We start from the raw sequence: 18,710 nt of genomic DNA, 5'->3' as shown, positions 1-18,710 counted from the left end.
GGTCCTCCTAGAAGTTCAGGGTTTGCAGTGCTGCAGCCGGGCGTCGTCGGATAACACGCTGAAGCTTTCGGTCTTCTGCGACAAATCCGGGCAGGCTGCTTGTGGGTTCGAAACAGAATCGGCGCGGCAAGTCCGTGTAGAGCGAGCGGGGCGGTTGCGATCGGTTGTGCATGCGCTTGAAATGCTCGCTGCTCGTTGGCGTATGCATCCAGATGCGCTCGACGCCGAGTTCTTCCCGAAGAAAGAAGAGCGTGGCCGAGAGCATTGCTTCTGCCCACTGGCTGCGGTGGGGGGCGAGGGCGATCTCGTCGTATTTCACGATATTGTCCGCCGACGCATTGATGCCGCGTCTTTTCTGTACGCATTTAGGCAGGCCGCCGCGCCGTTCCGCCCAAGTCCGGATCCACTGCACATCGCGCACCCAGTCAGACTGGATCTCTTCGATCAGCGCTTCTCGGGCGCCCAGGTCGATATCCACGCGCGACCAGGCCAGCGTGTAACGACGGTCCGGACGTGCGTCCTTGAGCACCGGGTGTGCTCGGCCGTTGAACGGGTCGGTATCGCCGTCGATGCCGAGCAAGTGCCGCGCCGTGCGGCAGTGCTCCTGAGAGAAGTTGAGCTGCAGGACCAGATTCACGCCGCGGCGGCTCATCTGCTCTTGCTCTCTGGGTGCTGCGTCCCAGCAGCCGACGCTGAGGTGATAGACCTGGGCCTGCGGATCGCCGTCATGGTTTTCGATGTCGGCCGGCGTCAGGCGCTGACCGCATCGCGCGATCATCTGCTTGACGCGCGGTTTCTCCAGCAAGCGTGCCACCGGATGCTGACGAAGGCGCGAGAACGGCGTGGGTGTCCGGACCGCATAGCGCAGCAGCTGAAGGCTGTATCGATCCTTGTAGTAGGTGTAGAGCGTTCGACCGCTTGGCAGTGCGCGTCGCAGGTCGTCAAATTCCTGGATGTCCATGGTGTCGTTCCAATGGGGCATACCGTTGCCGGTGTGCCCATACCGCTGATTGATCTGGATGTCGGGTGGGCCGGCCCACCGTGCTCTGGCGGGGGGCGTGTGCAATATCCCGTTCGTATGTCATGGTTTTTCTCCTTTCAGGTTTCGGTTGTGGTGCTCAGCCTTTGACGCAGAGCACTTGTTTGAGGGTGTGGACCACTTCGACCAGATCGGTCTGGTGTGCCATCACCTGGTCGACGTCCTTGTAGGCCCCCGGAATCTCGTCGATGATGCCGCGGTCCTTTCTGCACTCGACACCTGCCGTTTGGGCTTCGATGTCACGTGCGCTGAAGTGCCGTTTGGCATGGCCCCGGCTCATGCGCCGGCCGGCGCCGTGAGAGCAGGAACACAAGGACTCGGCGTTGCCCAGCCCGCGCACAATGTAAGAGCGTGTGCCCATGCTGCCGGGGATGATCCCCATCTCGCCCAGTCCAGCGCGAATCGCGCCTTTTCGGGTGACATACACATCGGCACCGAAGTGATGCTCTCGCGCCACGTAGTTGTGATGGCAGTTGATTGCCTCGGCCTCAAGCGAAAAGCGCGGCAGAAACGGTCGGATGGCCTCGACCACCAGTTCCAGCAACATGCGCCGGTTGTCCATGGCGTAGTCCTGGGCCCAGTCGACGGCGTCCACATAGTCGTCGAACAGGTCGCTGCCCTCACTGAAGTAGGCCAGATCGCGGTCCGGCAAATGCACCTGATGTCGGCGCATGTCCTTCTGCGCGGCCGCGATGAAATAGCGCCCGATCACGTTGCCGATACCGCGGCTGCCGGAGTGGAGCATGATCCACACGCCATCCGATTCATCGATACACAACTCGATGAAATGGTTGCCGCCCCCGAGCGTGCCCAACTGGCACATCCAGGTGTCGTTGAAACGGCGCTGCATCTTCATGATCCCCGGATGCCGGGTAACGATGGCGTCGAGGCGGTCGTTCATCTTGCGTGCCCGGCGTGCATGGGCCGAGCCCTTCACCTTGGTGCGCGCATGCTGCTCGAAGCCGACCGGTACCGCCTTTTCGATGGCGCTGCGCACACGCGCGAGCGTATCGGGCAGTTCGTGCGCCTTGAGCGAGAGACGGACCGCGTTCATGCCGCAGCCGATATCCACGCCGACCGCAGCCGGAATGATGGCGCTTCGGGTCGGAATGACCGCGCCCACCGTGGCACCGGTGCCGTAATGAACATCCGGCATCGCTGCCACATGGTGGTGGATGATCGGAAGCCGCGACAGGTTCTGCAGTTGCTGTAGTGCGTCGTGAGCGATGTCGTCCGTCCAGATGCGGACGGGGACCGTGCCCTTGTTGAGGGTCATTTGAACAGGCATGACAGAAATCCTCGATAAAAAACAAAAAGCCCCGGTTGAACCAGGGCTTTTAATTCGAGTTTCCATCTCGCCTGCGCCTGGCCCGGGTCGCCAAGACCCGGGCGTGCATGAGCGAACGCCATCCGTCTTAGCGGGGTGTGATCTCCTGAGTGATGGCGTAGGTCATTTGGGCGTCCTCAAAGTAGGCATTGATAAGCTGGGGGCGGATGCTGAAGGCATTAACCGGGTTTGTCAAGGCCCTCGTGACGATTCGATTTCGCCCATGGAGGGCCTTCAAGCGGTGCCATCAGGTGATTTTCTGTGTCGTTGTGGGCGATTTTTTAACCGCGACAAGAAAAGTGCTCGTGCCGGGTTTGATATGTCCTGTAACATTTTTCGCAAATAAAACATCGGTTGCATATGCGACTCGCAAAAATGACACAGGTCAGACGTTCAGACAGCACAAAGAATCTCATGGCCATACTCACCGTACTGGTCGGTGTGGTTGTGGGCTATCTGGTGATCGAACAAGCGACGCAGTCTGATCAAACTCCCGGTCTTGGGCTCAACGAAGTCAAAGGGGCGGTGAGTGTTGGCGGGCAAATCCGCACGATACACTCGGGTAGCGCCGCGGCGAGCGATTCAACGCCGGAGCCCCCGGAAAGCTCGAGCATGCCAGCGCGAGATTCGGCTGCGTCCGGGAACGAGCCCACCGTCGACACCTCAAACGCATCCGTTGCCCTGGGCAGCCAGGAGCACACCGACCGGTTCCAGCCCGTCGAGGCAACGACGTCGGCGGTGGCGGACTCCGTGGCCGTGGCCAATGACACGATGGAACTGTCTCCGCCTGCGGCTATTACTGCGCTCGCTCCTGAACAGGAGCGCAATACCCGCACTACGACTGAATCCCCTGACCGCCTGGTGCTCCGGGCGGAGGACACGACCATCGTGGCTCGCCGCTACGTGGAAGACACCCTGGTGGCGGAGAAACGGGGGCTGAAGCTGGCCACCACCTTTGCCTCGGCAACCCGCATCGTCCCGTTTGCATTCAATCGGGTCGGTATCGGTCCGGAAGGGGAGGCCGCCATCAAGGAGCTGGTGCCCATCGCCTTGAAAGCGGACAAAGTGCACGTCCGTGGTCGTACCGATTCGAAGGGCGCATTCGAGGTCAACAAACGCGTAGCGCTGGAACGCGCATATACCGTCCGCGAAAAGTTCGTCGAGGCCGGGGTGCCCACTGACAAGCTCGGTATCAGCTTCTGCACCGAGTGTTTCATCGCGAGCAATAACTCCGAAGCGGGACGTCGCGAGAATCGACGCGTGGATGTGGAATTCATCATGCCGGCAGAAGCGGTGGCTGCCATGCCCGAGACGCGTTACGCGAAACCGCTGCCTGAAAGTGCGCGAAATCTGTCCTTCGCGCGATCGCTCGGTTCAATGGACCGCGACGCCGCGAATTGAAATGCTTCGGTTCAGTCAGAAAAGCCACCCGGGGGTGGCTTTTATTTCGAGTGGATAGAAAGTCGATTAAGTGAACGCGTTGGATTCAGCTTCGTCCTGTTCGAAGATGACTTCTGCAGGCCCGACCAGCTTGGCATCCGGCTTGCCGCAGACCGACAGATCCTTCTCGGGATAGTCGAGCGATGACAGGAAGTGGCGCATGCAGTTCAGACGCGCGCGTTTCTTGTCGTCGGACTTGATCACCGTCCATGGCGCATCGGCCGTATCCGTGTGGAAGAACATGGCCTTCTTGGCGGCCGTGTATTCGTCCCACTTGTCGAGTGACTTGATGTCGATGGGCGAGAGCTTCCAGTGCTTGAGCGGGTCATCGCGGCGGGAGATGAAGCGCCTCAGTTGTTCTTCCCGACTGACCGAGAACCAGTACTTGAACAGCTTGACACCGCTGTTGACCAGCATGCGCTCAAGCTGGGGTGTCTGGCGCATGAATTCCAGGTACTCGGAGGGCGTACAGAAACCCATGACACGCTCGACGCCGGCGCGGTTGTACCAGGAGCGATCGAAGAACACCATCTCGCCCGAGGTGGGCAGGTGTTCGACGTAACGCTGGAAATACCATTGCCCCTGTTCCCGCTCGCTTGGCTTCTCCAGTGCAACAACGCGGGCCGCCCGGGGATTCAGGTGCTCCATGTATCGTTTGATCGTCCCGCCCTTGCCGGCTGCATCGCGGCCCTCGAACAGAATGACGATTTTCTGGCCGGTCTGTTTGACCCAGTTCTGCACCTTGAGCAGCTCGATCTGCAGTTCCTGCTTGATCTTTTCATACTGGGTGCGGCGCATGCGCTGGCGGTAGGGGTAGTTGGCGGGCAAGCTGGCCTTGCCGCTGTCCTCGTAGCTGCCATGCGGTGCCGACGCTACCTGTAGCGCGACGGGGCCATGGCTGACGTGAAGAATCTCGTCGGCCGCCTCCGCCTCCTGAGCCGGCGTGTGATGCGACTCGTAGACGACTGGCGTGTCGTCGTCGGGTGTCTTCTTTCGTTGGGTGCCCGGCGATTTACCGCGGGTCGCCGTGTTTGACGTCTTGGGTTTCGGCGTACTGCGGGTTCGCGGCTTGCGTGTCGACTTGGTCGCTGCTGATCCTGACGGTGCTTCCAGATCCTGGGCGATGGGGTCTGTGGTCTTTGCTTCACTCATGGGCGCCTCCTTTTTTCAGTCAGTTACTGAAATCAGGCTGCGCCGATGCGCGAAAAAACCTCTGACGTGCGTCAAACACCGTGGCGTTTGTGACGAATCAATGACGCTGGTGTTGTGTGATGGCAACTAGAGCTACGCGCTGCCCGCCTTGGGGATGCGGCGCAGGTGAAATGCAATGCCCAGCACGGCCGCGCTCAGCGAGACCAGGACGGCCACCACGGCAGGCCAGGCCCCATGGTCCCAGGCGAAACCCACGGACGATCCCAGCACACTGCTGCCCAGGTAGTAGCTGCTCAGGTAGAGGGCGGCAGCCAGCGCTCGGCTGCCCCCGGCGCGCCGACTCACCCATCCGCTACACGTGGTGTGTGCGCCGAAATAGCCCAGGGTAAAGACCCCGATGCCGACGATGACGCCCGGCAGCCAACGCACGGCGGTGAGCAGCACGCCGACGATCATCAGTACAACCATCATCCACAGCACATTGCGTCGACCGATCCGGTCAGCGAGCTGGCCTGCCCAGGCGGAAGCCCAGGTGCCCACCAGATAGAGCAGAAAGATGGCGCCGATAGCCGTCTGGCCCAGCTCGAACGGAGCGCCGGAGAGGCGGAAGGTCAGGAAATTGTAGAGCGCCACGAACGCTCCCATGAGCAGGAATGCACACATGAACAGCCAGGGTAGCCCCGCGTCGCGGTAGAGGGCGCACGTGTCACGCCACACGGCATCAAGCCGGATGCTGCGCCGCCTGAAGTGCCTCGAATCGGGCAGTGCGTAGAAAAAGGCGGCGGCGGCCAGGGCGCCCAATAGACCGATGCAGAACAGTCCGGTCCGCCAGTCGCTCAGATCGGTGATGCCGGCGCTGAGAAAGCGCCCGCTCATACCACCGAAGGCATTGCCTGCGATATATAGCCCCATCGCTCGCCCCTGGGCACTGGGTGCCACTTCCTCGCCCAGATAGGCCATGGCAGCGGCGGGCAGTCCGGCCAGGCACAGGCCGAGCAGGGCCCTCAGCACCAGCAGGGCATCGAAGCTCTGGACGAACGGTACGAGCAGGGCCATCAGTGCCGACAGGGCGAGTGCCCAGCGCATGATGGTGAGCCGGCCAAAACGATCAGACAGAAGGCTGGCCGGAATCAGGGCCAGGGCAAGCGCGCCGGTCCCGAAGGACACGCTCAGACTGGCGTGCGTGGAGGTCACCCCGAAGATGTCCGCAAAGAGCGGCAACAAGGGCTGCGTGGCGTAAAGCATGGCGAAGCACGCAAAGCCACCCAGAAACATCGCGAAGTTGGCGCGGCGGTAGGCGCGCGTTCCCGCTTCAAGGTGAGTGGCATCGATGCTTGGGACTTGCATGGGGGTTAGGGGGGCGGCTATCGGGGTGATTGATGCTAGACAGGCGCTACTGGTATGTCCAATATATGTTTTGTCTTCATTTGATACTTTCTGGATATCAATGGAATTTCGTCACCTGCGGTATTTCGTGGCAGTGGCCGAGGAGCTGAGCTTTACCCGGGCGGCGAAGCGACTGCATATGGCTCAGCCACCGCTTTCCATGCAGATTCGTGCGCTGGAAGAAGAATTGGGCGTCGTGCTGTTCGAACGCAGCCAGCGCAAAGTGCGCTTGTCACCGGCCGGGCAGGTTTTTTTCGATCGCGCACGCCAGTTACTGGCCGATGCGGCCCTGGCGGCGGATGCGGCCTTGCTCGCTGCCCGCGGCGAACGAGGGCACTTGCGGGTCGGCTTCACGTCGTCGTTACCGTATAGCGCGGTGTTCAGTCAGGTGATCAGACGGTACCGCGAGGCCTTTCCGCACGTGGATCTGCAGCTCGAAGAGCTGTTTACCGACACCCAGTTCAAGCGCCTGCAGGTCAATAGCCTCGACGTGGGCCTGGTGCGTTCGCCCGCCAGTGCGGCACCCGATGGTATTGATGTACGGGAGATCTGGCATGATCCGGTCTGCATTGTCATGCCCGACGATCATCCGCTCAGCGATGCGCCATCGGTGGGCATGGCGCAACTGGCGCAGGAGCGTTTTGTCACGTTCCCGTCGGATGCGGGGACGGGGCTGCCGCGTCTGCTGGCTCAGACGGCTCGAGCTGCCGGTTTTGAGGCCCACGTGGTGCAGCTGGCCCGGGAGGCGACGACGCAGATCGGTCTGGTGGCTGCCGGTGTCGGTCTGGCACTCCTGCCGATGCAATTGTCCCATGTGCGGGTGCCTGGTGTGACGTACAAGCCGCTCGACGACGTCATCGGCGGCTTCCCTCTTTCCGTGGCCGTCGCGCAAGACCGAAGGACCCCGGTGGTCGACGGTTTTCTTGGCGTGCTCGACGCGGTGGTCAATCCGGCAGAATCAGGATCGCCCTGAAGTCGTTCACATTGGTCAGGGTGGGGCCGGTCACGAGCGAATCGCCGAGGGTCTCGAACAGGGTATGGCCGTCGTTGTTGTCGAGGACCGACTGCAGGGTGTGGCCTGCGTTGAGTGCGCGAAACTCGGTGCTCGGCTCGATGATGGCCCCCGCGATTTCCTCCATGCCGTCGATGCCATCGGTGTCTGCCGCCAGTGCATGAATCCGCGGATGCCCATGCAGCGTTTGCGCCAGCGCGGTGAGGAACTCCACGTTGCGCCCACCACGGCCCGTGCCCCGCACGGTCACCGTCGTTTCTCCCCCTGAGAGCAAGACGCACGGGGGCGAAAATGGCTGGCGCCGCTCGGCAATCTGTCGTGCGATGGCGCCGAGTGTTTTGGCCACGTCTCGTGATTCGCCCTCGATGGCGTCGGAGAGGATGTGCGCCTCAAGCCCGAACGTCCGTGCCACCTCAGCGGCGGCCTCCAGCGAACGTTCGGGCGTTGCGATCATGTGCACCTCGTGGCCGGCGAACCCTTCATCGCTGGGCTTTGGTGTCTCGCCATAGCCTTCCATCAGGACCTCGCCAACTGCTTCGGGGATATCGATGCCGTAGCGCTGCAGGATGGTCAGCGCCCCCTCGCAGGTGGTGGGGTCCGGCAGGGTGGGGCCCGAGGCGATGATCGACGGATCGTCGCCCGGCACATCCGAGATCAGGAGCGTGACCACCCGTGCCGGGGAGCACGCCAGTGCCATGCGCCCGCCTTTGATGGCGGACAGATGTTTGCGCACGCAATTGATTTCGCTGATCGACGCACCGCTGCGTAGCAGGGCACGACTGAGCTGTTGTTTTTCCTCAAGCAAAATGCCTGGCGCGGGCAGGGCAAGCAGCGCGGACCCACCGCCGGAGATGAGCGCAAGGACCAGATCGTTGGCGGTCAGCCCCTTGAGCGTTTCGTCCATGATGCGTCGTGCAGCGTCCCGTCCTCGGGCATCCGGCACCGGATGTGCCGCTTCGACGATTTCGATGTGATGACAGGGCACGGCATGGCCGTCGCGAGTGACCACAAGGCCGCTCATGCGCTCGGACAGGTGTGCCCAGTGTTTCTCCACAGCAGCAGCCATGGCCGCTGAGGCCTTGCCAGCGCCGACGACCACAATACGCCCTTCAGGCGTTGCAATGCCGTCCAGTGCGGCAGGAACGACATGTTCTGGCCGTGCTGCGTCCAGCGCGGCCGCGAACATGGCGTTCAGACACTTTTTTGCGTCCACCATGCACCCCCTCTCCGGTTTTTCTGTGCCGTATTGTTGTCTTGGTGTGGCATCGCTTTTTCTGCCAATCATTGATCGCGGAAGCGGCTTTGCCTACTCGTGTTGACCCTGATGAATGATCGTTTGTTTGTTTCTGTGGAAAATTTGATTTAGTATTATTTCCATGGAAATTATTCGGAGGGTGCAATGAGTGCCATCGCCAATTCCAGGACAGTGCAGCCCGAGGCGCGAGCGGTGTTGAGCAAGGCGGTAACGCGAGCGGCGGAGCGCATGTCGCTGACGCGTACGCTGCTGGGCAAGGTGCTGGGTCTCAGCCCGGCGACGGTCACCCGGCTGTACGGCGGCACCTACCAACTTGAACCGAACCGCAAAGAGTGGGAGTTTGCCGTGCTGCTCGTGCGGGCGTTTCGATCCCTCGATTCCATCGTGGGTGAGGAGAGTACGGCCCGTAAATGGCTTGCCAGCGACAATCGTGCGCTCGGGGGCCGCCCGATCGATTTGATGACTTCCACTGAGGGTCTGGTTCGTGTCGTTCAATATCTGGACGCCTCCCGCGGTATCGTCTGAAGCACGCCCGTGGCGCGGGCAGGTGTGGCGCATGGTCGAGGCACAGCATGTGGCCTCCACCATGAAGATCGTCGATTCGCCCGAAGAGCAGGACATCCTCGAAGCCTTGCTCGATGGTGCCAAACCACAGGTCCCCCTCGAGGCCCAGCCACTCGATTACCTCCTTGCCACGCCATTTCGGTATCCGCCGTTGCCGGGCGGGTCACGTTTTCGCACCGGGGTGGATGAAGGCGTGTTTTACGGGGCCGATACGGTCGCGACGGCCGGTGCCGAGCTGGGTTACTGGCGATGGAAGTTTCTCGGTGACGCGGTCGATCTCGATCGCATCGAGCCGGTACCGCATACGGCATTCGGGGCAGAGGTCATGACGAGCACCGTGGACTTGCGCCGCGCGCCGTTCGATACAGACGCCGCCGTCTGGACGCATCCGGTCGATTACACCGGGACCCAGGCGTTTGCCCGCGTTGCCCGAACAGCCGGTGTCGGCGGCATTGTCTATCGCTCGGTGCGCGCCGAACAGCCGGCGTGGTGTCTTGCCTTGCTCACGCCGAGCGGATTCGCGCGCAAGAAGCCATTGCCGGCCACGCAAACGTGGTGGCTGGCGGTCAATGCCGATGGTGTGTTGTGGCGCCGTGAATCCGAATCAATGAGTTTCAGTGCCGAACGCTGGCGGCAGTGAAGCCGCACGGGCAGGGCCGGTCACGAAAAACGCCACCCGAAGGTGGCGTTTTTGCTTGCAGATCAGGCGCTTCAGCCCCGACGCATGGCGTCGAAGAACTCTCCATTGCTCTTGGTCTGCTTGATCTTGTCGAGCAGGAATTCCATCGCATCGATGTCATCCATGCCGTAGAGCAGCTTGCGCAGAATCCAGATCTTTTGCAGCACGGTCGGATCCATCAGCAGTTCTTCGCGACGGGTACCCGAGCGGTTCACGTTGATGGCCGGATACACCCGTTTTTCCGCCATGCGACGGTCCAGGTGCAGTTCCATGTTGCCGGTGCCCTTGAATTCTTCGTAGATCACGTCATCCATGCGGCTGCCGGTGTCGATCAGGGCGGTCGCGATGATGGTCAGTGATCCACCTTCTTCGATGTTCCGCGCAGCGCCGAAGAAGCGCTTGGGCTTTTGCAGGGCATTGGCATCGACACCACCGGTGAGCACCTTGCCGGAGGCCGGCACCACGGTGTTGTAGGCGCGCGCCAGTCGGGTGAGCGAGTCGAGCAGAATGACCACGTCTTTCTTGTGTTCGACCAGGCGCTTGGCCTTTTCGATCACCATCTCGGCGACCTGTACGTGACGGGCAGCGGGTTCATCGAAGGTGGAGGCCACGACCTCGCCTTTGACGGAGCGTTGCATTTCGGTCACTTCCTCGGGGCGCTCGTCGATGAGCAGCACGATGAGGGAGACGTCCGGGTGGTTCGCGGTGATGGCATGTGCAATGTTCTGCAGCATCACTGTCTTGCCGCTCTTGGGCGGTGCGACCAGCAGACCGCGCTGACCCTTGCCGATCGGGGCGATCATGTCGATAACGCGGGAGGTGACGTTTTCGCCGCCCTTCATGTCGCGTTCGAGCTGCAGACACTCGGTCGGGTGCAGCGGGGTCAGGTTCTCGAACAGGATCTTGTGCTTGCACGCCTCGGGCGGCTCGTGGTTGATCTTGTCCACCTTGACCATGGCGAAGTAACGTTCGCCATCCTTCGGGGTGCGGATCTCGCCCTCGATGGTGTCACCGGTATGCAGATTGAACCGGCGGATCTGTGATGGCGACACGTAGATGTCGTCAGTGCCGGCCAGGTACGACGCCTCGGGCGAGCGCAGGAAGCCGAAACCGTCGGGCAGTACCTCCAGCACGCCATCGCCGAAGATGGGTTCGCCTTTCTTGGCGCGATTCTTCAACAGCGCGAAGACGAGTTCCTGTTTGCGCAGACGGTTCGCACCGTCAATGCTGTGCTCCTGCGCCATTTCCAGCAATTGGCTGACGTGGAGATTCTTGAGCTCCGATAGTTGCATGATTTTCTTACAGATGTGGGGATTTGAGGCCGGTGCGGCCAGAAGGTCGTGCTTGAGGTGGGATATTTAATCCGCGACGCCGGGAGAAATCAGGGCGGAGAGCCCACTACCGGGCGTCGCGGTGAGTTGAGCGGATTGTGGTCCGATCAGATGTTGCTGTCAATAAAAGCAGTCAGCTGCGACTTGGAGAGCGCGCCCACTTTGGTGGCTTCCACGTTGCCGCCCTTGAAGAGCATCAGGGTGGGAATGCCACGGATGCCGAACTTGGCCGGCGTGCCCTGGTTCTCGTCGATGTTCAGTTTGACGACTTTCAGCTTGCCGTCGTACTCCTTGGCCACTTCGTCGAGGATCGGAGCGATCATCTTGCATGGGCCACACCATTCGGCCCAGTAGTCCAGCAGGACTGGAACTTGTGATTGCAGTACCTCGGAGTCAAAAGTGTCGTCGGTCGCGTGAATGATTTGCTCGCTCATGATTCGCGTCGGGGTCCTTCAGTAGGGATTCAATCGGGATGGGCCGAAAATGGCCAACAGGCTTGCAGGGCGGCTGCCCTGATGCGGTATTGCACGAACTTATGCCAAGGCGCCGTGCGCGTCAACTTGACGCGCGCTCGACGGTACCTCGGACGGCGCCTTTCGCACCGGCTTCGCTGCTATAGTTTGCCTGAATGCACTGCATGGGGGCGCCTCGCGGCCCTGTGGTGTGGACGCAACACATGGAGACAAACTGAAATGACCTACGTGGTGACCGAAGCCTGTGTCAAATGCAAATACACCGATTGCGTGGACGTGTGCCCGGTGGACTGCTTTCATGAAGGCCCGAACTTTCTGGTGATCGACCCTGAAGAGTGCATCGACTGCACCCTGTGCGTGGCCGAGTGCCCGGTCGAGGCCATCTACGCCGAAGATGACGTGCCGGATGACCAACAGGAATTCATCGCGATCAACGCCGAGCTGGCCAGCCAGTGGAAAGTGATCATCGAGCGCAAGGACCCGCTGTCCGACGCCGACGAATGGGCCAAGGTCAAGGACAAGAAACACCTGCTCGAGCGCTGACAGGCGGCCAATGACGGGGCTCCGTCACGTCCGGATTGCACCCGGCGAGGGCTTCGTCGATGCCTGTGCGCGGGCTCTTGTCGAGATCTGCACTGATCGAGATCTGACCCGTTGGCGTGTTGTGGTGCCCAACCTCATGATCGCGCCCGATATCAAGCGGGCGCTGGTCGAGGCCGCAGGGCACGCCCTCTTGCTGCCGCCGGTGGAAACCCTGCAGGTGCACCTGCGCCCCTGGGTCGAAGGTTTCGCGCCCATGCCGGACCACCGGCGCAGGTTTGCCCTGTATCAGCAGCTGCGCGAACGACGTTGGTTCGCCCAGGGTGATCTCTGGACCTTGTGTGCCGAATTCATTGCCTTGTTCGACGAGCTGACGGAACATGGCGCCCATCTGCCGGCGAGCGAAGAGGCGTTGAGCGCCCAACTGGCCGCTGCCTACGAAGCGCGTGAAGACGCGGCCCTTCGCTTTGAAGCGCGCGTGGTCCACGCCTTGTGGCTGGCCGAAACAACGGGGGCGCCTTCGGTGACGGCCGCCAGGCTATTGGCGGCAGCACAATGGACCCGGTCAGCCCCCAACCCCTTGCTGGTGATTGCCGAGGGCCCGTTACCGCGACCGTGGCACGAGTGGCTGGCTGCGCATGCCGAGCAGGTGCCGGTCATTCTGTGCGAGGCTGATCGCCGCGTTGGCGGCGGTCCGATGCTCGACTGGCTCAATGCCGCGTGGCCGCATGACGCGGCCGACGACATGCCACTGAAGGCGCGTGTCGCCGGACTGCCGGCCCCGGCCGCCATTGATGACCGGGTGACCTTGCTGTGCGCCGAGTCGCTTGAGCAAGAGGCGCACGCGGTCGTCGAGCGCGTCAAGTCGGCGCTGGCGGCCGGGGTCGAGTCAATTGCCCTGGTGGCGGTCGATCGTCTCGTTGCGAGGCGAGCGCGGGCGCTGCTTGAGCGCGACCGCATTCTGGTTGCCGATGAATCCGGCTGGAAGCTCTCGACCACCCGTGCCGCGGCGCTGATCGACGCCATCTTCCGGACATTGGCCGGGAACGCCTACCACCGCGATCTGCTCGATCTGGCTAAATCTCCCTTTTTGCTTGCCGATATCGCGCCGGCCGCACGAGACGAAGCCATTCTGGCGCTGGAGGCGGCCATCAGTGGGGCGAACTTTGTGGCGGGCTTCGAGCAGTTGGGCTGCCTGAAGCAGTTGGCGCCCGACGTGGATACGTTCATCGACCGGCTCAAGGCTGCGCGTGACGCGTTCGGCCATTCCGCAGCGGGACCTTCTGCCTGGCTGAGTCGATTGCTGGCCACCCTCGAGGCCCTTGGCGCGATGCCCCCCCTGGCGGACGACGCTGCCGGACAGGTCCTGATCGAATGGATCGAAGGGCGGCGTGACGAGTTGCGCGCCGAGCAGTGCGAACTGAGTTTCGATGAGTGGCGTGCATGGTTCGAGCGCGGCATGGACGAGGCCTTGTTCCGTGACCGCTCCATTCGCAGCCCGGTGGTGATGACGCATCTTCCCGCTTGTCGCCTGCGGCACTTCGAGCTGGCGATCGTGATCGGTGCTGATGGCGAACAACTCAAGGCGGAATCCCAGCGGCCGGTCTTTGCCCACGAGGGGGTGCGACAGGACCTCGGTCTGCCGGGCGTGGGGGCCAGTATTCGTCGTTTGCGTGACGATCTGGTCAACCTGCTCGCGGGTTGCCGGCGAGTGACCTTCACCTGGCAGCGACTCAAGGCGGGTGAGCCCAATGCGTTGGCCAGCGATCTCGATCTGCTCGATCTGGCGCACACCCTGGGGACGGGCAGGGGGCTGGTTGTGCCGGCGGCGGCGGTGCCCATGCCTCGCGTGGTCCATGAGGGCACGCCAGTGCCCGCACCCGAGGTACCCAAGGCGCTTCGTCCGGCCTCAGTGACCGCCTATGGTTACGAGTCGCTGGTGCGTTGCCCCTACCAGTACTTTCTGCGCTTCATGCTGGGTATCGACGAGGCTGAAGCCGTGCAGGAGGCGCTTGAGAAGCGCGAATACGGGCAGTTCGTCCACGATGTGCTCGATCGCTTCCACCAGGCCTACCCGGTGGTGAGCGGGCAGGACGTGGCAGGCATGCTCGCCGCACTGGAGGCCATCAGTCGGCAGGTTTTTGAAGCGATGGGCGCCCAGAGTTTTTTCGAAGGGGCCTGGCTGATGCGGTGGCAAGCGCATCTGCAGGACTACCTGACCTGGCAGCAGCGGCGTGAATCGGACGGGTGGCGCTACACGGTGGGCGAGCATGCAGTGACGCGTCCGCTCCCCCTTGCCGATGGTGACCAGATCACGCTCAAGGGACGAATTGACCGCATGGACCGACGTGACGACGATGTGGCCGTGCTCGATTACAAGACACGTGACATCGATCAGCTCAAGCGTCAGGCCAAAGATCCGGAAGACGGACAATTGGCGGTGTATGCCGCCCTGGTCGGGCCATCGGTGACGGAGGCCGCCTATGTCGCGCTCGACGGCGACACCATCGACCAGGCGAGGGTCGACGCGCCGCAGGCGCATGCCCAAGCCCATGTGACCCGACTCATCGACCTCTTTACCCGGATCGGGGCGGGGACGCCCATGCCGGCCAATGGCAGCGGGCGCAGTTGCGACTGGTGTGCGGTGCGTGGCGTGTGCCGCAAGGACTACCATGACGAGCACTGAGCACTTCACGGCCACGGCACTTGATCCGGCGCGCAGTGTGGTCGTTGAGGCGTGTGCGGGCAGTGGCAAAACCTGGCTGCTGGTCTCGCGCATGTTGCGCATTCTGCTCGACGGTGCCCGCCCCGGAGATATTCTCGCCATTACCTATACCCGCAAGGCGGCGCGTGAAATTGGCGAACGGTTGCATCAGTGGTTGAGACTGCTGGCCAGTGAAAGCGACGACGAGGTCATCGCCTTTTTGATAGCACGTGGGCTCGATGAGGCGTCGGCCCGTGCGGCATTGCCTCGCGCCCGGCGCCTGATCGAAGTGGTTGAGCAGGCGAGCCCCGGCATCACCATGACCACTTTTCATGGGTGGTTTGCCCGTATTCTCGGCGGCGCGAGCCTGAGCTCCGGGGTGGCCGGGTATGCGATGGCGGACGCCGAGCGTCCGGTTCTCGAAGAAGCCTGGGCGGTGTTGTCGCGTCAATGCGAGCGCGAGCCGGACGGACCGGTGTCAACGTCACTGATGGCTCTGTTCGGGCAATTCGGTCGAGGCAACGCAACCCGCATGCTCGAGCAGTTCGTGGCGCGACGGGCCGAGTGGAGCATCTATGCTCAGGGTGCTTCGGTCGACGCGCTCCTTGAACGCTGGGCCGACGAGTTTGGCGGTGATTCCGATGAGGCGGTGCTTGAGCGATTCTTCGCCACGCCCGGACTGACGGTAGATCTGCTTGAATACGGCCGGTTGCTGGGGTTGAACACCAGCAAGGATGTCGAACTGGCCCGTCGGCTTGTCGATGCTCTTGCGCAGGAGCGCCTGTCCGCCCGGTTTGATGCCATGGTGGGGGTGTTTCTCACCACTGCGGGCGAACCGCGAATCCGCAAGGCGTCTGCGGCGCAAGCCAAGCGCTTGGGCGAAGCCGGTGAAAGCGACTTGCTCAGACTGCACGCCCAGATGAGCGAACGCGTGCTCGACTGCATCGGCGCGCGGGTTGATGTGTCGGTGCTGGCGTTCAACATCGACGCCGTGCAGGCCGGCTCGGCCTTGCTGGCCGCGTTCGACCAGATCAAACGCGATCGGCGGGTGATGGACTTTACCGATCTGGAAGTGCACGTCGATCGCCTGCTGGGGGACGAGGCGCAGGGGCCTTACTTGCAGGCGCGACTCGACGCCCGTTACCGCCAGATCCTGCTCGATGAGTTCCAGGATACCAATCCGGTTCAGTGGCGCATCCTGCTCTCATGGCTCGGCGCTTACGACGCCGATGCCTACCGTCCGTCGGTTTTCATGGTGGGCGACCCCAAGCAATCGATTTACCGTTTCCGCCGGGCGGATGCACGCATCTTTGCTTACGCGACTGAATGGCTTGCGCGCGAATTTGGCGCGGTTCATCTGCCCAACAACCACACCTGGCGGAATGCGCCAGCGATTGTCGAAGTGGTCAACGCGGTGTTTGAGCACGAGCCCGGGTTTGCGGGCTTCGAACCGCAGCAGGCACGCCTCCGCGACCGCGAGGGTATGGTGAAGGTCATGCCGTTGATCGAAGTCGAAAAGACGCCTCAAGAGGCGGACTCGGTCGGCACCCTGCGCGATCCGTTGACGGTGCCCGAAGCCATTGCCGAATCGCTGGCGCGCAGTGAAGAGGCGCGTTCGATGGTTGCCCAACTGTCGGAATGGCAGGGGCGCTTGCTCGTTGGTGAGGGCGAAAAGCGTCGTCCCATGGGCTGGGGCGATGTTCTCATCCTTACCCGCAAACGAGGCATCCTGCCGGAATACGAGCGTGCGTTGCGCGAGGCGGGCATCCCGTATCTGAGCGTCAGTCGAGGTCAGTTGCTGTCCACGCTCGAAGCTGCTGACCTGTGCGCCTTGCTCGAATTCCTGATCGCGCCGAGTCATGACCTTGCCCTTGTCCATGTGTTGCGCAGCCCCGTTTTCGGCGTCCCCGACGCCTTTCTGATGGCGCTGGCCGGGGTCGGCAGCGGACACTGGTGGGCGCGGCTTGAAATCCTGGCCGCCGCAGGTGACCCCCAGTCGGCACTCGCGCAGCGCGCCCATGCAAGCCTGTCGTCGTGGATCGAGCTGGCGCGTCGGTTGCCGGTACATGATCTGCTCGATCGCATCTACCACGAGGCGGATCTGTTGCGTGCCTATCGGGCGCGTGTCCCCGAAGCCATGTGGGCCGGCGTGTGCGCCAATCTGGAGGCCTTTCTTGAGCTGGCGCTGAACGTCGATGGTGGCCGCTTCCCCAGCCTGCCACGCTTCGTGGACGAACTCCGGCGTCTGGGGCAGGCCGGGGATGAAGAAGCACCCGATGAAGGTCGCCTCGCTGAGCAGGGCAGTGGTGGCCGGGTCCGCATCATGACGATTCATGGCGCGAAGGGGCTGGAGGCGCCGGTGGTGTGGATGATTGATGCGAACAACACGAAGACGCAGCCCGACAACTATCAGCCGGTCATGGCGTGGCCGGTCGGGGCATCGGCACCGACCCATTTCTCGATGCACGCGACCAAGGCGCTTCAGGGGCGCGCAAGGGCTCACATTTTCGAAGCCGATGAAGCGGCGGCCCGACGTGAAGCACTGAACCTGCTCTATGTGGCGATCACTCGAGCCGAGCAATGTTTCGTCGTCAGTGGCGCCAAGGGGCGTGGCACGCAGACCTCGGATTACGTCCGGATCGAGAGCGCGCTGAGGCAGCTCGGCAGTGAGCGGGCTCATGGAGCCTTGCCAGCTTTGGACGTTCCCGTGAGGGTGGAGGCCTCCCACGAGGCGGAAGCCGCCACGGTTGAAGTCACTCGGCCCGTCGGCGAGCGTCTGAGATTGTCGCCGGCCAGCGAGGGCATGAGCTTCGGTACGGCCATGCACGCCGTACTCGAAGCCCGATTGAGTGCAGGCATGTCGGTGCCCGACGACGTGCCCGAAGCGGCAATCGCGGCCGCCGAGGCGATTCTGGCAGCGCCGGACATGCAGCGCTGGTTTGACCCGGGCCAGCATCTGCAGGCGTGGAACGAGGTCGAAATCATGCATCCGGACGGGCGCCTGGGGCGCATTGACCGGCTCGTTCTGTTCGAGGATGAACTGTGGGTGCTCGACTACAAGAGTGGGGGGATGGACGAGGCGCTGGCAGGCAGCTACCGCGCTCAACTGCAAGGGTATCAACAGGCCCTGGGGGGGCTCTATGGTGATCGGCCGGTACGTGCCATGCTGGTCTTCCCCGATGGCACACGACACCGGGTTTGATCACCATGTCAGATCACATGCCTGAGGGATGCTGCGCCAATGTGAGCGCCCGGCTTTGCGCCCGGCGCTCAATCGACTACCATCCTGAAAACAAGGCGCCGTCAAGCGCGCTGGCCAGTACGTAGAGGTTATCGATGATGCAGGTGAGTGAGATTCTCGCGATCAAGGGCAAGGTGCTCTACACGATCGCGCCAGACCGTAGCCTTTCCGAGGCTGTGGCAACCATGACCGAGCAGGATGTCGGGTCGCTGGTTGTGTTCGAGCACGGCAAGATGGTGGGCATGCTCACGTTCCGCGAGGTGCTCAAGGCCGTGAACGATGCCGGCAGCGCGTGGCAGGAAAAGACCATTGCCGATGCCATGGTGGCCGAGCCCATGACGGCGGGCGCCAACATGGAAATGGATGAACTTCGCCGGCATATGGTTGCCAACCACCAGCGATACCTGCCGGTGATGGAGGAGGACGTCTTGCTCGGCGTCATTTCTTTCCACGATGTGGCCAAGGCCGTGCTGGAAGAGCAGAGTTTCGAAAACAGAATGCTGAAAAACTACATTCGCAACTGGCCGGCAGAAGCCGACGAGTCCTGATTGCGAAGACCATGATTCG

Annotated in this window: 16 protein-coding genes; 9 read left to right on the top strand and 7 right to left on the bottom strand. The window is 62.4% G+C overall.

Annotated elements, in window-relative coordinates; genetic code table 11:
- Positions 1–7 precede the first annotated feature (7 nt).
- Both J0W34_RS12535 and J0W34_RS12530 read right to left on the bottom strand, forming a co-directional pair.
- On the bottom strand, positions 8–961 hold the full coding sequence (locus J0W34_RS12535; RefSeq protein ID WP_230969012.1) for a hypothetical protein: 954 nt from the start codon (positions 959–961) through the stop codon (positions 8–10).
- 157 nt (positions 962–1,118) lie between these two features.
- Entirely contained in the window at positions 1,119–2,327 is a 1,209-nt protein-coding gene (locus J0W34_RS12530; RefSeq protein ID WP_230969011.1) for an RtcB family protein, read from the bottom strand.
- On the opposite strand from J0W34_RS12530, the gene J0W34_RS12525 reads away from it, so the two are divergent.
- Positions 2,326–2,712: a hypothetical protein gene (locus J0W34_RS12525; protein ID WP_227814192.1), complete on the top strand. Its 387-nt coding sequence runs from the start codon at positions 2,326–2,328 to the stop codon at positions 2,710–2,712. The genes J0W34_RS12530 and J0W34_RS12525 overlap by 2 nt on opposite strands.
- Positions 2,713–2,780: 68 nt before the next feature.
- Positions 2,781–3,767 (top strand): OmpA family protein, encoded by a 987-nt coding sequence (locus J0W34_RS12520; protein WP_230969010.1) that lies wholly within the window; start codon positions 2,781–2,783, stop codon positions 3,765–3,767.
- Between the two features lie 66 nt (positions 3,768–3,833).
- On the opposite strand, the gene ppk2 is transcribed toward J0W34_RS12520, so the two are convergent.
- Both ppk2 and J0W34_RS12510 read right to left on the bottom strand, forming a co-directional pair.
- A complete protein-coding gene (gene ppk2 / locus J0W34_RS12515; protein ID WP_230969009.1) occupies positions 3,834–4,958 on the bottom strand; it encodes a polyphosphate kinase 2 in 1,125 nt (374 codons plus the stop codon).
- A 132-nt stretch (positions 4,959–5,090) separates the two neighbouring features.
- A complete protein-coding gene (locus J0W34_RS12510) occupies positions 5,091–6,305 on the bottom strand; it encodes an MFS transporter (RefSeq protein ID WP_227814195.1) in 1,215 nt (404 codons plus the stop codon).
- Positions 6,306–6,405: 100 nt separating this feature from the next.
- On the opposite strand from J0W34_RS12510, the gene J0W34_RS12505 reads away from it, so the two are divergent.
- Positions 6,406–7,317, top strand: a complete 912-nt coding sequence (locus J0W34_RS12505) for a LysR substrate-binding domain-containing protein (RefSeq protein ID WP_230969008.1) — start codon at positions 6,406–6,408, stop codon at positions 7,315–7,317.
- Here the strand turns inward: J0W34_RS12505 and J0W34_RS12500 are convergent.
- Complete coding sequence (locus J0W34_RS12500; protein ID WP_230969007.1) at positions 7,289–8,572, bottom strand: glycerate kinase type-2 family protein; 1,284 nt, start codon at positions 8,570–8,572, stop codon at positions 7,289–7,291. The genes J0W34_RS12505 and J0W34_RS12500 overlap by 29 nt on opposite strands.
- Before the next feature lie 183 nt (positions 8,573–8,755).
- Between J0W34_RS12500 and J0W34_RS12495 the strand changes: the two genes are divergently transcribed.
- A complete protein-coding gene (locus tag J0W34_RS12495; protein ID WP_230969006.1) occupies positions 8,756–9,136 on the top strand; it encodes an antitoxin Xre/MbcA/ParS toxin-binding domain-containing protein in 381 nt (126 codons plus the stop codon).
- 31 nt (positions 9,137–9,167) lie between these two features.
- On the top strand, positions 9,168–9,815 hold the full coding sequence (locus J0W34_RS12490) for an RES family NAD+ phosphorylase (RefSeq protein WP_230969005.1): 648 nt from the start codon (positions 9,168–9,170) through the stop codon (positions 9,813–9,815).
- Between the two features lie 71 nt (positions 9,816–9,886).
- On the opposite strand, the gene rho is transcribed toward J0W34_RS12490, so the two are convergent.
- Together rho and trxA are read right to left on the bottom strand one after the other, a co-directional pair.
- Positions 9,887–11,146, bottom strand: a complete 1,260-nt coding sequence (gene rho, locus J0W34_RS12485) for a transcription termination factor Rho (protein WP_227814200.1) — start codon at positions 11,144–11,146, stop codon at positions 9,887–9,889.
- Between the two features lie 146 nt (positions 11,147–11,292).
- Positions 11,293–11,619, bottom strand: coding sequence for a thioredoxin TrxA (gene trxA / locus J0W34_RS12480; RefSeq protein ID WP_227814201.1), 327 nt, complete (start codon positions 11,617–11,619; stop codon positions 11,293–11,295).
- A gap of 258 nt (positions 11,620–11,877) precedes the next feature.
- Between trxA and fdxA the strand changes: the two genes are divergently transcribed.
- The 4 genes from fdxA (at position 11,878) to J0W34_RS12460 (ending at position 18,691) form a co-directional block, all read left to right on the top strand.
- Positions 11,878–12,201: a ferredoxin FdxA gene (gene fdxA / locus J0W34_RS12475; RefSeq protein WP_227814202.1), complete on the top strand. Its 324-nt coding sequence runs from the start codon at positions 11,878–11,880 to the stop codon at positions 12,199–12,201.
- A gap of 10 nt (positions 12,202–12,211) precedes the next feature.
- The gene (locus J0W34_RS12470) at positions 12,212–14,884 is read left to right on the top strand and encodes a PD-(D/E)XK nuclease family protein (protein ID WP_230969004.1); all 2,673 of its coding nucleotides are present in this window, start codon (positions 12,212–12,214) and stop codon (positions 14,882–14,884) included.
- Complete coding sequence (locus tag J0W34_RS12465; protein WP_230969003.1) at positions 14,871–18,104, top strand: UvrD-helicase domain-containing protein; 3,234 nt, start codon at positions 14,871–14,873, stop codon at positions 18,102–18,104. The genes J0W34_RS12470 and J0W34_RS12465 overlap by 14 nt, the downstream gene beginning before the upstream one ends.
- Positions 18,105–18,241: 137 nt before the next feature.
- Positions 18,242–18,691, top strand: coding sequence for a CBS domain-containing protein (locus J0W34_RS12460; protein WP_227815074.1), 450 nt, complete (start codon positions 18,242–18,244; stop codon positions 18,689–18,691).
- Positions 18,692–18,710 lie beyond the last annotated feature (19 nt).

Source organism: Nitrogeniibacter aestuarii, from assembly GCF_017309585.1.
Taxonomy (GTDB): Bacteria; Pseudomonadota; Gammaproteobacteria; order Burkholderiales; family Rhodocyclaceae; genus Nitrogeniibacter; species Nitrogeniibacter aestuarii.
Note: the sequence above shows the minus strand (reverse complement) of the source record. Positions and strands in the feature narration are given on the sequence as shown.

What these genes read in the sequence shown, in the direction of transcription:
- J0W34_RS12535 (WP_230969012.1), bottom strand. Translation starts at nt 961, where the DNA reads ATGGACATCCAGGAATTTGACGACCTGCGACGCGCACTGCCAAGCGGT.
- J0W34_RS12525 (WP_227814192.1), top strand. Translation starts at nt 2,326, where the DNA reads ATGACAGAAATCCTCGATAAAAAACAAAAAGCCCCGGTTGAACCAGGG.
- J0W34_RS12530 (WP_230969011.1), bottom strand. Translation starts at nt 2,327, where the DNA reads ATGCCTGTTCAAATGACCCTCAACAAGGGCACGGTCCCCGTCCGCATC.
- J0W34_RS12520 (WP_230969010.1), top strand. Translation starts at nt 2,781, where the DNA reads ATGGCCATACTCACCGTACTGGTCGGTGTGGTTGTGGGCTATCTGGTG.
- ppk2 (WP_230969009.1), bottom strand. Translation starts at nt 4,958, where the DNA reads ATGAGTGAAGCAAAGACCACAGACCCCATCGCCCAGGATCTGGAAGCA.
- J0W34_RS12510 (WP_227814195.1), bottom strand. Translation starts at nt 6,305, where the DNA reads ATGCAAGTCCCAAGCATCGATGCCACTCACCTTGAAGCGGGAACGCGC.
- J0W34_RS12505 (WP_230969008.1), top strand. Translation starts at nt 6,406, where the DNA reads ATGGAATTTCGTCACCTGCGGTATTTCGTGGCAGTGGCCGAGGAGCTG.
- J0W34_RS12500 (WP_230969007.1), bottom strand. Translation starts at nt 8,572, where the DNA reads ATGGTGGACGCAAAAAAGTGTCTGAACGCCATGTTCGCGGCCGCGCTG.
- J0W34_RS12495 (WP_230969006.1), top strand. Translation starts at nt 8,756, where the DNA reads ATGAGTGCCATCGCCAATTCCAGGACAGTGCAGCCCGAGGCGCGAGCG.
- J0W34_RS12490 (WP_230969005.1), top strand. Translation starts at nt 9,168, where the DNA reads ATGGTCGAGGCACAGCATGTGGCCTCCACCATGAAGATCGTCGATTCG.
- rho (WP_227814200.1), bottom strand. Translation starts at nt 11,146, where the DNA reads ATGCAACTATCGGAGCTCAAGAATCTCCACGTCAGCCAATTGCTGGAA.
- trxA (WP_227814201.1), bottom strand. Translation starts at nt 11,619, where the DNA reads ATGAGCGAGCAAATCATTCACGCGACCGACGACACTTTTGACTCCGAG.
- fdxA (WP_227814202.1), top strand. Translation starts at nt 11,878, where the DNA reads ATGACCTACGTGGTGACCGAAGCCTGTGTCAAATGCAAATACACCGAT.
- J0W34_RS12470 (WP_230969004.1), top strand. Translation starts at nt 12,212, where the DNA reads ATGACGGGGCTCCGTCACGTCCGGATTGCACCCGGCGAGGGCTTCGTC.
- J0W34_RS12465 (WP_230969003.1), top strand. Translation starts at nt 14,871, where the DNA reads ATGACGAGCACTGAGCACTTCACGGCCACGGCACTTGATCCGGCGCGC.
- J0W34_RS12460 (WP_227815074.1), top strand. Translation starts at nt 18,242, where the DNA reads ATGCAGGTGAGTGAGATTCTCGCGATCAAGGGCAAGGTGCTCTACACG.